Source organism: Chryseobacterium sp. GW821-FHT04C04, from assembly GCF_059420365.1.
In genome coordinates, this window is the sequence record NZ_JBWKTO010000001.1 from 45,417 (window position 1) to 57,959 (window position 12,543).

The 12,543-nt window shown below is 36.7% G+C and carries 12 protein-coding genes; 5 read left to right on the forward strand and 7 right to left on the reverse strand.

From position 1 onward, the window contains the following. Window positions 1-159 precede the first annotated feature (159 nt). Window positions 160-555, forward strand: a complete 396-nt coding sequence (locus tag AC07UM_RS00195; RefSeq protein ID WP_494683019.1) for a winged helix-turn-helix transcriptional regulator — start codon at window positions 160-162, stop codon at window positions 553-555. Between the two features lie 13 nt (window positions 556-568). Here the strand turns inward: AC07UM_RS00195 and AC07UM_RS00200 are convergent, their stop codons facing one another. Next, window positions 569-1,753 (reverse strand): MFS transporter, encoded by a 1,185-nt coding sequence (locus tag AC07UM_RS00200; RefSeq protein ID WP_494683018.1) that lies wholly within the window; start codon window positions 1,751-1,753, stop codon window positions 569-571. Window positions 1,754-2,011: 258 nt separating this feature from the next. On the opposite strand from AC07UM_RS00200, the gene AC07UM_RS00205 reads away from it, so the two are divergent. Beyond that, window positions 2,012-2,743, forward strand: a complete 732-nt coding sequence (locus AC07UM_RS00205) for an MBL fold metallo-hydrolase (protein WP_494683017.1) — start codon at window positions 2,012-2,014, stop codon at window positions 2,741-2,743. Between the two features lie 15 nt (window positions 2,744-2,758). Here AC07UM_RS00205 and AC07UM_RS00210 read toward each other — a convergent pair whose 3' ends face one another. From AC07UM_RS00210 to AC07UM_RS00235, 6 genes are all read right to left on the reverse strand, one after another. Then, complete coding sequence (locus AC07UM_RS00210; protein ID WP_494683016.1) at window positions 2,759-3,100, reverse strand: helix-turn-helix transcriptional regulator; 342 nt, start codon at window positions 3,098-3,100, stop codon at window positions 2,759-2,761. A 538-nt stretch (window positions 3,101-3,638) separates the two neighbouring features. Then, window positions 3,639-5,780, reverse strand: coding sequence for a DEAD/DEAH box helicase (locus tag AC07UM_RS00215; protein ID WP_494683015.1), 2,142 nt, complete (start codon window positions 5,778-5,780; stop codon window positions 3,639-3,641). Beyond that, window positions 5,777-7,093, reverse strand: a complete 1,317-nt coding sequence (locus AC07UM_RS00220; protein WP_494683014.1) for an ATP-binding protein — start codon at window positions 7,091-7,093, stop codon at window positions 5,777-5,779. The genes AC07UM_RS00215 and AC07UM_RS00220 overlap by 4 nt, the downstream gene beginning before the upstream one ends. Further along, window positions 7,086-8,579, reverse strand: coding sequence for a tellurite resistance TerB C-terminal domain-containing protein (locus AC07UM_RS00225; RefSeq protein ID WP_494683013.1), 1,494 nt, complete (start codon window positions 8,577-8,579; stop codon window positions 7,086-7,088). Before AC07UM_RS00225 ends, AC07UM_RS00220 begins: the two co-directional genes overlap by 8 nt. Window positions 8,580-8,606: 27 nt before the next feature. Continuing rightward, a complete protein-coding gene (locus AC07UM_RS00230; RefSeq protein WP_494683012.1) occupies window positions 8,607-9,497 on the reverse strand; it encodes a BRCT domain-containing protein in 891 nt (296 codons plus the stop codon). A gap of 217 nt (window positions 9,498-9,714) precedes the next feature. Continuing rightward, window positions 9,715-10,341: a CatA-like O-acetyltransferase gene (locus AC07UM_RS00235; RefSeq protein ID WP_494683011.1), complete on the reverse strand. Its 627-nt coding sequence runs from the start codon at window positions 10,339-10,341 to the stop codon at window positions 9,715-9,717. Between the two features lie 222 nt (window positions 10,342-10,563). Here AC07UM_RS00235 and AC07UM_RS00240 point away from each other — a divergent pair, with 222 nt between their 5' ends. Genes AC07UM_RS00240 through AC07UM_RS00250 form a run of 3 tightly spaced genes read left to right on the forward strand, consistent with a single transcriptional unit; the run spans window position 10,564 to window position 12,503 of the window. Beyond that, window positions 10,564-11,412: an NAD(P)-dependent oxidoreductase gene (locus tag AC07UM_RS00240; protein WP_494683010.1), complete on the forward strand. Its 849-nt coding sequence runs from the start codon at window positions 10,564-10,566 to the stop codon at window positions 11,410-11,412. A gap of 2 nt (window positions 11,413-11,414) precedes the next feature. After that, the gene (locus tag AC07UM_RS00245; protein WP_494683009.1) at window positions 11,415-11,870 is read left to right on the forward strand and encodes a PPC domain-containing DNA-binding protein; all 456 of its coding nucleotides are present in this window, start codon (window positions 11,415-11,417) and stop codon (window positions 11,868-11,870) included. Window positions 11,871-11,918: 48 nt separating this feature from the next. Then, window positions 11,919-12,503: a Crp/Fnr family transcriptional regulator gene (locus tag AC07UM_RS00250; RefSeq protein ID WP_494683008.1), complete on the forward strand. Its 585-nt coding sequence runs from the start codon at window positions 11,919-11,921 to the stop codon at window positions 12,501-12,503. Window positions 12,504-12,543: the final 40 nt, after the last annotated feature.

Sequence of the window (12,543 nt, forward strand, 5' to 3'; positions counted from 1 at the left end):
TTTGATTTTGATTTAATTTATTATTATTTCTGCAGGGAACATGAGCGCTATTGTTCATTACTGCTGTATATTTTCTATTTTAAACAGCAAAATTAAATCTCAAACCTTACATTTGCACTGTATACAGCTAAATGTATGGTACTAACAAATTTGTAAGTAATGGGGAAAATAAAAGAAAATTCAACGAATAATATCAACCGACAATATATACAGGGATGTGATTTGAGTTATGCAGTATGCAGAATCGGGGGACGATGGAAGCTGATTATTTTAAACAAGTTAAAAGACGGGAAATTGCGCTTCAGCGAGCTTCGAAACTCTATTTCAGGAATAACGGAAAGAATGCTTACCCTTCAGCTGAGAGAGCTTGAAAAAGAAAGCTTAGTAACGAGAACCGTTCATGCAGAAGTTCCTCCAAGGGTAGATTACGAATTGACAGCTATAGCCAGAGAACTCATCCCCATATGGAAACAGCTTGATGAATGGGGAGGAAGACACAGAGAATTGATGCAGGGGCAGGAAGAAGCCCGAAACTTAAAAGAATCAGAAGTGTAAAACAAATTCTGATTTATGCTTTATTGACTCTTTTACAAAATAATATATGTGCGATCAGAGCCAATATTCCAAATACAGTTCCTACAAGGCATACTCCACTCCATTGAGCTTTTTGCCAGGCAATAGAAGCCAGCCAGGTTCCCAATGATCCGCCAATGAAATAGGAAACCATATACACTGTATTCAATCTGTTTACAGCATTCGATTTAATCAGAAAATAATTGGTCTGGTTCATAATATGACTCGATTGTACTCCCAGATCAACAAGAATAACTCCTACAATCAGTCCCCAATAAGTTTCTCCTGCAAAATAGGTAAAGCCCCAGCTTCCTATGACAATCAGTAAAGAATACAATATAATTCGGTTAATATCCAGATACTTTTGAAGTTTTCCCACCTTTGCCGCCGCTAAGGCGCCTACCGCTCCTGCCAGCCCAAAGCTTCCTACAACGGAAGATCCCGCATTGAAAGGCGGTTTTTCCATATGGAAAACCAATGTTGTAAACAAAGCACACATAGACCCGAATGCCATTGCTCCACGAAATGATGCCAGCTGAAGAATAGGCTGTGTTCTGGCAAGATGGGCAACAGAACGCATCAGTTCTTTGTAGCTCCCTTTAAAATTAGGTGACAGCTCAGGAAGCATTTTATATACAGCCAGCCACACCAGAATCATCAGTCCTGCTGCAATACCAAACATCGCTCTCCATCCCCATACTTCTCCTACAATTCCTCCTACAAAACGGGAAAGAAGAATTCCCAGTAACAATCCGGACATCACCAATCCGATATTGGACGATTTTTCTTTATCTGAAGAAAGTTCTGCTGCAATAGGAACAAAAAGCTGTGGAATAACCGAGGTAGCTCCAATCAATAAACTGGCTGCATACAACATCCATAACTGAGTGGCAAAAGTCATCCATAAGAGCGATCCAAAAACAAGAAACAGGTCTATTAAAATTAATCTCTTCCGGAAAAACTTATCTCCTAATGGAACAATCAGCAACAGTCCCAATGCATACCCTACCTGAGTAAGCACCGATATTTTGCTGGCAGCACTTTCAGAAACCTTAAAATCTTCCGAAATAAGCGCCAACAAGGGCTGGTTATAATAATTGTTGGCCACTACAAGCCCGGAAATAATAGCCATCAGCCAGATGACAGTCCTGGAAATACCTTGGGAAGAATTCTCCTGCATTATGTTACAATTTTATTTGAATCAATAGAAAGTAATCTGACACTTGATCATCATGTAGACTGTCAGATTTTTGAGACCTCAAAGATAATCATTAAAAAAAGAAAATTTCGCCACCCTGACTTTACATTTTTATGAATGATACAGAATTCTGTGATACATTAGAATACTGTCAGTATACTGCTGTATGATTGTTTTTATTGATGATATATATCGATGAAAAACCTTTTGAATATTAGAAATATTAAGGAAATTTGCATCATGAAAATCATTCCGCTCAAAGAAGGCAATTTTTCGGCCAGTAAATCCAAAGACTTCACTCTTTTAACAGAAGAAAATTTTGATACAATCGGAGGAATCAAAATGTCTGTTCAGCCGTTTCTTATCATTACAGAAAATGATTATATCCTTCTGGATGCAGGGATTAGCTGGAAAAATGAGTCCGGAAAAACGGTGGTCTCAGAAATTCTGGAAAGAGAAAATATCCGTCCTGAACAAATCACAAAACTATTGTTATCTCACCTTCATAAAGATCATATTGAAGGAGCTGTGAAGCTTAAAGAGAGTGGTTTTGAAGCAACTTTTCCGAATGCACAGATCTATATCCAGAAACGAGAGCTGGATTTTGCGATGGAAAAGAAAGGCAATCCTTCTTTTGATTTTGATATGCTGGAAAAACTGATTCAGCTTCCCAATATTACCTGGATGGATGAAGATAAAGGACAAATCACAGATGAAATTTCCTATGAAGTGGTAGGCGGACATACTCCTTTTATGCAGGTTTTCTGGATCAGAGAAAATGAAGAAACCGTTTTTTACGGGGCCGATGATCTTCCCCAGGCTTCTTATCTAAAATATCATTTAGCTTATAAAAGTGATTTCGATGGCAGAAAAGCAATGGAATTACGACTTCAATGGGAAAAAGAAGCCAGAGAAAACAATTGGAAAATTCTTCTTTATCATGATCTGGATAAAGCGATTCTGGACTTTTAAATCATAAAAAATGGTTTAAATTTCATTAAACCATTTGTAGATATCAAATTCAGAAGCGATGTTGAGTTTTTTTCTGATCCTGTTTTTCCTGTTTTGTATAGCTTTTGGGGTAACAAAGATGCAGGTTGCTATTTCCTTTGTTGTCATATTCAGCTTCAGGTAAATACAAAAGATCAGTTCAGAATTTTTAAGGCCAGGCTGTATAGCAGATAATTTTTTAAAAAAATCAGGATATACCAATCTGAATTTATTCAGTAAACGAGGCGAATTGGCTTTGGCTAGTGCCACTATTTCGTCCTGTACACGAATTTTCTGGTCCAAATCCTCCAAGTTAGTTTCAGGTTTTCTATTTTTCATAATACTTTTTCATCTCTACTTATTTTAGATGCAATATATTTTGCGCATCTGGATAAAGTCTTTTTCTCCGATCAATCTGTTTCCTGATAATTTACTATCAAAACAAAATGATTTCTATGTATTCATAAATGCAATATAACTTAATGATTTGCAATACCTATTTGTTTTTAACAAATGGTTAATGCAGAAAATTACATATATGAATTTCGTTTTATTTTTATATAGACAAAGAAAGAAAAAATGATTAAAATTTTGTTAAAACTGTATACCACATAGATACCACGTTACACCATAAACAAAATATCATAACGGCTTTTATCAGCCTGTTTCCAATTATTAGCTTTGCTATTTTAATTATTGTAAATGTAAAGTCTTCCTGCGTTTACTTTTTATGATCTCGATCAATGTTTTGGGCTTAATAGAAACATATTTGTGACCAATGAATAGAAATGGATAAGTAAGAATGGTAAAACAGACAAAAAAGGATTTTTTAAAAGAAAAAAGCCGGATTTATTTTAAATCCGGCTTTCCAATATAATTATTGATTGTTTTCTATAATTTTCAAGTCTTTGAGATAGGTATGACAGCCTTCAAAATCGAAATATTTTTCCTTCAAAACTTTTACCTGATAGTTTACAGGGAGATATTTCCCCCACTTAGAAAAGTCGATAATTTGGGGACTTTTTTCTAATAACCCGGTCAGAATTTCATCTATATTCTGACCTATATCAGAACGGGCTAAGGCTGTTTTTAACTCTTCTGCGGTATGATCTTCTATTTCAAAGGAGCTGTCTTTATCATCCAGTGTACTTTCTATCTTCAAGCCATCCAATAGTAATTTTAAAGTTCGGTTGATTTTTGAACTTGTAAAAGAATAGAAAGTCAGTTTTTCATTATGATCCAATAATGGTCTCTCCTTTTTGAAATCATTGATGCTAAACGAAGAAAATTCACTTCGCAAAAGAAGAATGATTTGTTGGGCAGCCTCGTCCAGAATTTCATATTCTTCTTTTGACATAAGAATCTCAAGCATCTTTTCCCTGATCTGATAAGCAGTGTCTGCTGCATCTCCGGAAAACTTAGGCTTTTTCCCGTCTTTGGTAGGAAGTACTTCTATTTTCTTCGTTTGATAATCAATATCCTTGATGCTCCATATTTTAGCAGAGAGATAAATATTTTCATTCTCTCTTATCTGTGGTGATAGAGGCAATTCTCCGATTTTCACTCCACTGCTGGAAACTTTAAAAAATACAGGCGTATCAAAAAGGCTGTAAAAATCTTTATTGTTCACCACTTCCTCTCCTTCCATTCCAATGATGAGTTCATGCCCCAGTTTTTCAAAAAAATCAATACTTGTGAGATACCTGATTACGTATTCTGTTTCTTCAGTACTGATATTTGAAAATGTTGAATTTCCAGCAATTTCATCCAGAAGCTGAGTCGTAGAAATCCCTGAAGATCCCTTCACAATAGACAAAAGCTGGTGAACCAACACATCATAAGGTTTTTTGTTTACAGAAACCGGTTCTATGTATTGTTCCTGATAGAGCATCCAGCAGGCCAAAGACTGCAATAAACTCCAAGGTTCTGTAGCATAAAGAAACAGATTGCTGGCTTTCCCCTCTCTTCTCCCGCTTCTTCCTACTCTTTGAATTAAAGAAGCAATACTGTGGGTAGCATCAATCTGTACCACATCATCTACATTCCCAATATCAATTCCCAGTTCCAGTGTTGAAGTACAGGAAATACAGAAGTTCTGTAACGTTGAATTTTTAGCAAAAAACTCAACATATTCACGGACTTCCTTATCCACAGAAGAATGATGTGAGAAATAATTCTTGTGACCGCCTACTTTCTCTGAAATCTGCTTCAGCTTCACTGCTACTTCTTCCACTCTTCCGCGGGCATTCGGAAATATTAAAACTTTACGATCTCTGGTCCTGATGTACAGATCTTTTAATAAGGGTAATGGCAGTTCTTCAACAGAGCCTGCAAAATATTTAAATAAGACATTAATCGGCTTGGGAGTGGTATCTCTGATGACTTTTGTACGGTCCGGATCTCCAAGAAATTCTTTCAGTTCAATGTATTGATTAGCATCACTTACGGTAGCCGAAAGTCCTACAATACTGAATTTCTTGATGTTGATCTTTTGAAGGCGGTTCAGCAAGGATTGCAGATGAGTTCCCCTGTCGGAGCCTAAAAAAGAATGAATTTCATCAATAACTATATATTCCAAAGCAGAAAACAGATGGTGTAGATTATAAGGCTTATTCACAAACATGGCTTCCAGAGACTCCGGAGTGATGAGAACAATGCCTTCCGGACTTTTCAGAAGGCGGTCTTTGGCACCTTTAGAAGCTTCGCCATGCCATTTCGTAACAGGAACGTCCAGATATTCACAAAGGCTTTCCACCCGAAGAAACTGGTCATTGATCAAAGCAATCAAAGGTGAAATATACAGAACTTTTACACCAGGTTCCCTAAAATTAACCTTGGATAAAATAGGCAGAAAAGCAGCCTCAGTTTTCCCTGAAGCTGTTCTGGATATTAAAATATAATTGTTATCAGTAGAAATAATCCTTTGGATAGAAGCCTCCTGAATAGGTCTCAGACTCTCCCACTTCTTATCCCTTATATATTTTCTGATAGGTTCGGAAAGCAAATTGAAGGCTGTCATAGTTCTTCAATACTGTCTAAGAGAATAAGATCATTTGGTCTTTCGTCTGCAATTTCAATTTCCCCGAAAAGCCTTCTTTTATCCACTTCCGGATTTTGTCTGATGATATTAAGGATATTCAAAAAATCTCTGATCACTTCTCTTGGGGTCAGGAATTCTGCGGCACCTGGTTTGTTGAAAATTTCTTCCATAAAAGCAGAAATTTCTTCATCTGTAATATTCAGTTCTGTTTTATAATTAAAATCGAAGATGAGTTTCAGTTTTTTGAGCAGCACAAAGATCTCATTATGATTCAAGGGCATCAGTTTGATCACAGGCTGTGCAAAATCACGAAGCTCAGAAGTTTCAAATTTATTGGATTCCAGCCTTGTTTTCAAAGCCTGATAGCTGAAAAGTCCTCTCCTTTCATTTTCCAGGAATTCTTTTGTCCCGGCAAAATTGATGAAAAGATTGGCCACTTTCCCTTGGAAACAGTCATTATAAATAGATAAGATTTTTTCATAGTTTTTATCACGGGTAGCCGTAACAGAGATCTTATACAGATTGATGGCTTCATCCAGATTGATCATAAAACCGCTGTAGCCCATGCTTACAAAAAGCTTACAGAAGTTTTTAAGCATGTCATAATAATTAGAGTCATTGATAATCTCCCTGATTCCGAGGTCTTGTCTCGCTTCCGTTTTCGTGCTGTATTCGCCTTTCAGCCACTTTAAAGCATTTCTGCGCAATAGTTCATCACCTTTGATATAGCCTTCATAGTATTTCACAATAGCAGACCCGAAATCAAAACCGCCAATTTCTGTAATCTCGTTTACCGTTTTCATAATAGAATTCTGAATCAGACCGAGATACTGATCATTTCGGATGTCCATCAGAGAGATATGGTTTTCCTCTGCTGTTTTTACAATCACCTGCTCAATCCATTTTTCAAGTAAAGTCTGCAAAGCTCCGCCCTCCGGCTTCGTCTGGATCGCAATATTATCCATAATGGCAGAATATAGGATCACGCTTTTCCCGTCATTGGAATAGAGCCTGTTATCCGGTGTAAAATCGGCATTGGCGACCACAAACTTCTGTTTTAAAGCCACAGTATTCAAAAGATGAAGCATAAAAGACTTTCCGCTTCCGAAATCTCCGATCCAGAATTTTACAAGACTGAGACCATTTTTGACGTCTTCCAGAGAGTTGATAAAAGCATGTATTTCTTCAGATCTTCCTACCGTAATATGTTGTACTCCTATTTTCGGAACGACTCCGCTTACCAGTGAGTTGATAATGGAAGTCGCTTCTTTAGGTTTAATATTGTCAATCATTGTTTAAAAGTTTTTGGTAATAATTGGGGTTAATAATAAAATATTCATCTTCTTCCTCGATGAGAATATCATCAAGGGTCTCAAAACAGCATTCATTAATAGAATCTATGGTAGAGCCCATAAAAAGGCCTTTTGTTTTGATAAAATCCTGAAGATCTTCCTGAAGTATATTGAAGCTGTGTTTTTCAAATAAGTCAAGGATATCCTTTTGAATATCTGTTAAATGAAGCTCATCACTATATTTGGAACTCTGAATTTCCGTAACCTGTTGTGCCATCGTTATTGTTAACACTTTCGGATCTGCTGTTTCTGCCGTTTTTAAGGAAGTAACTTCATCTTCACTTTCGTCATTCAGAATCTGTCCTAAAATAGTTGCCGTTTCGGAATGCTGTGCCTGGATATTTTTGATGGCTTCATGATCAATCGTGATTCTCTTTCTTTTGGGAAGATAAAGCTGATTGGCTTTTTCAAGAGCTAGATTAAGGTTTCTGCCGGCAATAAATTCATTCAGGATATTTTCAAAATCAGAAAGCAGCTCTTCCGTTGGAAACAGATTCTTCTGGATATTTTTGGGAAAATCTCTTTTGTCAAATTTGGGAGAGTTCAGATCCTTTTCCAGATAATGAATATAAAGTCTTAATGCAGAGTTTTTATCATGTTCCGCTACAAATTTTGAAGCTTCAAAAAACAAAGCATCCACAGATGGGTTTTTAACATTGACCTCAGAAAGTCTGAAAATTTCTCTTTCAAATGCCAATGGATTGGAATAATCATCCCTGATCAAATCAAATTTTGTCTTCCAGCGGCTGGTATTATTCTCATTGAGGATAATATTGGTTTTGTAATCGGCATCAAGTATCTGATGGTGGTTTTCTGCAAGGAAAACATCAAGCTTTGAAACAATCTTTTTATGGTACTGGTGAAGAATATCCGGATCATTATAATTAAAATCAGTATTGATTTTCCTTTTAATACCATACACTTCGCGGACCGTATTTTCACATAATTTCAAAATATGATTGAAAATTTCTGTTTGTACAGACTGATAGGTGTAATTGTAATTCAGGCTGTCTTTTTTATAGTGATACCGGAGGCAGACAATGATCTCCGAAAGCTCATCAATGACGGTCGGATAGGATTTGTTAACGGGAATACATTTCTGGTAGAGGTATTCAACAGACCTCAAGAATTGCTTTATGATCTGTATTTTGCAATAGTCAATCTCATTGAAAACATTTCCGGCAAAAGACATTCTATCCAGCATGGCTGCCTGATCTTCAGTAAGACTGAGTTTTCTGCTGTATTTTTTTCCTATTTTCCAGGAATCCGGATTATAAGATCTACTCTGGTCCTCAGGAGAGTTCCCGGAAGCAGGTTCAGTCCCAAAATCAATTGGGCTGTCCGATTGTCCGGAAACATCAATAATAAAAGAATCTGTATTGGATGAAAATTGATCGTTCGGCATAGTATCATCAGGAGTTATCATTGTGAAATATTCTGAAGAGTTTTCTCTTCAAACAGCATCAAAAACATCAAACTCATGAACCAGAACAACGGTGTGCCCTGATTTTCTGAGGTCTAAAGCTTTTTCCACTTTTCTTCCGTAGCACGAATAGCTCCAGCAGGCATTGTTGGTGTCTCCAATAATCAGATAGTCGGTCTTTCTGGAAATAGTATTGACAGCAATTCCACCTTTGTTTGTAATGGCTTCCTGTAGCTCGTTTCGGCTTCCTCTGCTTAAAATTCCGGTAATGCAGAACGTTTTATTTTCAAAAATAATTTCAGGATCTACAGCGCAGATACCGGAAATAGAAACTCCTTCGGTATCTCTTTCTACTTTTTCAGCAATGTCTGTATTTTTTAATTCTACAAACTGTTTGATAAAAGCTGTCAGCACCGCTCTTTCTTCATCATCTATTTTTTTGTCCGCAACGATTGATAACACAAGACTTCTGATCTCATCGTATGGATAATGTGAACTCAGATGTTCATTCTCTGACAGCCATTCATGAAGTTTAAAGATTTCTTCGTCATTCAGGATGCCATCAGCCAATATACCATGGAAAATCCCCTGTAAAAGCTGTAAGTCTGAAGTAATTCCATTGTAATAGATACTGTCATGTTCATATTTCTGGCACAGCCAATAGAGATCTTCAACGGCTTCTTTAGCCGGGATTTCATTGGACGCCGTATTTTCAATTAAAAGCATAAACTCACGGAACGGATTTCTGTTGATCAGATCATAATGTTCCTTGGCCCATAGTCTCAGCTCATCCATCTCTCTGGCATCAATAATATCATCAGAAATAATTCCCAGTAAAAGTCCTTTCAGGGAATTGATCGCTTTATCGGCTCTTGCTTTGGAAGTAAGAATTTGTAAATCCGGATTTTCAAAATTGCTCATCTTAATACAATTGAGTTATTGGTTAATTAGTTCTTTTGATCGTAAAATCAATTTTCTAATATAGTAATATTGATTCAAATGTATTGAAGATTTGAAAATATTCTTTACGGTTTCCCGTAATGAAAGAACGAGAAGTTGTAAGAGTCAATTTGTTAATACGCTTACTTACTTTTATTCACTCTTACCCCCTCCCATCCTCAGAAGGTGCAATGATCTGCTATTGATCAAGTTGTTTCTGAAACTCTTCCAGATATTGTGCAAGGTGAAGTCCGTCGGCCAGTCCATGATGCGCTTCAATAGAAACCGGAAGATATTTTCTCCCCTCACGGATATTAAATCTTCCAAAAGCAATTTTTGGGATCGATTCTGTTGTATTAAAGTCTGTAGGATGCAGGATTGCACTGAAAGAATTCCATGGAATCGTCGTGTGTCTTACATGATCTTTCCCCAATCTTTCATTCTTTATCCTCAATCCTGAAGTCTCATGTACCCCTTTTATTTCTTCCTGCAAAGCAGCATTAAACGTTTCAAAATCTTCTGAAAAACGGGTAAACGAAAATCCGAAAGTTCCATCCGGTCTTCCAATTGTACTGCCGGCATGTAAAGTATCAAACTGTACAACCTGTCCATCTACAATTCTGAGTTTTAATTCGTCAACAGTATTGATTGCTGCCATCGATTTGTGAAAATAATAGGCAAAAAATGAATACCCTTTTTCTTTAGCTGTATCATACGCTTTTGTACAGTCTACTTCTGTAGTAAATCCAAAATATGGGCTTGCCATACCGGAAAAAAATTCAAAATGCTCCTTTCTGTTCCATTTTTCAAGGTCTACGATCTTCATTGATTTTTATTTGGGGGCAAATTTCTGAAAGTTTCTCCAGTTTTAAAAGTTTCTCACAGAAAATATAATTAAAACTTAACGTTACAAAGTCCCTATTTGGTAGATATTTTGCATAAAAATAGAGGTGTTTTGAAATCTCATTCATTATACCTGATACTAAGCTTCTTCTTATTGAGGATATTTACACTATAAAAGACTTAATTAATTATAAAATAGAAAAATATGGCAATAGAAAAAATCGGATTCATCGGATTAGGGAATATGGGACATCCTATGGCCAAAAATCTTGAAAAAGCGGGCTTTCCACTTTCCGTTTACAACAGATCATCTGAAAAAGCTAAAGATTTTGAAGAAAAATCTACAGTCTGCACCCAAATTAAAGACCTGGTAGAAAGCAGCGATATTATATTCACGATGCTCACCAATGACACTGCCGTGAAAGCAGTTTATGAGGAGATTCTGGTTTTGGATATTCAAGGAAAGCTCTTTATAGATATGAGTACCATTTCTCCTGAAACGTCCAAAGAAACAGCCACATCTTTGAAGATAAAAGAAGCCTCTTTCATTGATGCTCCTGTAGCAGGAAGTACAGTACCCGCACAAGAAGGAACATTAATTATTATGGCCGGCGGCCTAGAAGAAAGTATAAAACGTGCTATGCCGTATCTGCTGAAGATGGGAAAATCTGTAAAACATTTGGGTGACAATGGAAAAGGAATTGCCGGAAAACTGTCTATCAATTATTTCTTAGCAACCATTTATCAGGGATTGGCAGAGACCGTTTTACTGGCCGGGAAATTAGGAATTGAACGATCAGATATGCTCGAAATAATCAATGAAAGTGCCAGCGGAAGCGGTGCTACTAGGGTAAAAACACCCATGTTGACCGCAGATCAGTATGCCCCGGCATTTGCGCTTGATCTTATGCTGAAAGATATTCTTCTTGCTAAAAACGCAGGAGCTGATTTTCCTCTGTCTGAAACCCTGATTCGAACCTATCAAAATGCCCATGATAAAGGCTTCGGGCAGGATGATGTCATAGGAATTATTAATTATTTAAAACAAAGCTAAATATGGAGATCATCAACTGTAAAGGAAACCGTTGGTCTGCAAAAAAAGCAGGTCAAATCTATGTAGTAAGTCTCGACAATCATTCCAATATAGTGGAAACTTTAACGGATTTTATCCAGAACCAAAGTATTCTGGCTGGAGAAGTGACAGGAATTGGTGCTGTGAGTGAAGCAACACTCCGTTTTTTTAATCCGGCAACCCAAAAATATGTTGATAAAACTTTTAAAGAACAGATGGAAGTCACCAATATTTCCGGAAATATCTCTGAAATAGAGGGCAAACTTATGCCTCATTTGCACATTACGTTGGGAAGAGAAGATTACACCGCTTTGGCAGGTCATCTTTTGGAAGCAAAAATTCAGGGGGCTGCAGAATTTATTTTTTATCCATTAGATACCAGAATCGTAAAAATTAAAAACGAAGAAATAGGAATCAATCTTTATGATTTTGAAAAATAAGATTCAGTTTGCTGTTGAAAGTAGTATTTTTGATGAAATATGTATTTAATGTTTGAGGTCCTTCTTTCCCATATTGAGAATAAGGTTGATATTACAGAAGAGCAAAAAAGTCAGCTTCAATCTTTTTTTACTTCTAAAAAGCTTCGTAAAAAACAATATCTGCTTCAGGAAGGAGATATCTGCAAATCTTTGTCTTTTGTAAGCAAAGGCCTTCTGAAATCTTATTTTCTGGATGAAAAAGGAAATGAGAATATCAATATGTTTGCCTTTGAAGGCTGGTGGATCTCGGACTTCAACAGCTTTATCAATCAGGAAAAATCAGTCCTGAATATTGATGCTATAGAAGAAACCGAAGTACTGATGATCACTTTGGAAGATTATGAAAAAATGATGCTGGAAATTCCTGTGATGGACCGTTATTTCAGAATTTTATATCAAAACAGCCTCGTTACGAAAGATTACAGGCTTATTGTTTCCAACAGCTACACGGCTGAAGAAAAATATCTTCAACTCACTCATAAGAATCCGGAAATGATCAAAAGAGTCCCGCACAATCTTATTGCTTCTTATCTTGGCCTTGCTCCGGAAACCGTGAGCAGGATCCGTAAAAAGAATTCCCTGAATAATACTTGATCCAGATCAACTCAAACGCATGACCCACATCAAGGATAAA

Coding starts and splice junctions, on each gene's coding strand:
- AC07UM_RS00205 (WP_494683017.1), top strand. CDS start 2,012: ATGAAAATCATTCCGCTCAAAGAAGGCAATTTTTCGGCCAGTAAATCC.
- AC07UM_RS00200 (WP_494683018.1), bottom strand. CDS start 1,753: ATGCAGGAGAATTCTTCCCAAGGTATTTCCAGGACTGTCATCTGGCTG.
- AC07UM_RS00210 (WP_494683016.1), bottom strand. CDS start 3,100: ATGAAAAATAGAAAACCTGAAACTAACTTGGAGGATTTGGACCAGAAA.
- AC07UM_RS00220 (WP_494683014.1), bottom strand. CDS start 7,093: ATGATTGACAATATTAAACCTAAAGAAGCGACTTCCATTATCAACTCA.
- AC07UM_RS00215 (WP_494683015.1), bottom strand. CDS start 5,780: ATGACAGCCTTCAATTTGCTTTCCGAACCTATCAGAAAATATATAAGG.
- AC07UM_RS00245 (WP_494683009.1), top strand. CDS start 11,415: ATGGAGATCATCAACTGTAAAGGAAACCGTTGGTCTGCAAAAAAAGCA.
- AC07UM_RS00240 (WP_494683010.1), top strand. CDS start 10,564: ATGGCAATAGAAAAAATCGGATTCATCGGATTAGGGAATATGGGACAT.
- AC07UM_RS00195 (WP_494683019.1), top strand. CDS start 160: ATGGGGAAAATAAAAGAAAATTCAACGAATAATATCAACCGACAATAT.
- AC07UM_RS00235 (WP_494683011.1), bottom strand. CDS start 10,341: ATGAAGATCGTAGACCTTGAAAAATGGAACAGAAAGGAGCATTTTGAA.
- AC07UM_RS00250 (WP_494683008.1), top strand. CDS start 11,919: ATGTTTGAGGTCCTTCTTTCCCATATTGAGAATAAGGTTGATATTACA.
- AC07UM_RS00230 (WP_494683012.1), bottom strand. CDS start 9,497: ATGAGCAATTTTGAAAATCCGGATTTACAAATTCTTACTTCCAAAGCA.
- AC07UM_RS00225 (WP_494683013.1), bottom strand. CDS start 8,579: ATGATAACTCCTGATGATACTATGCCGAACGATCAATTTTCATCCAAT.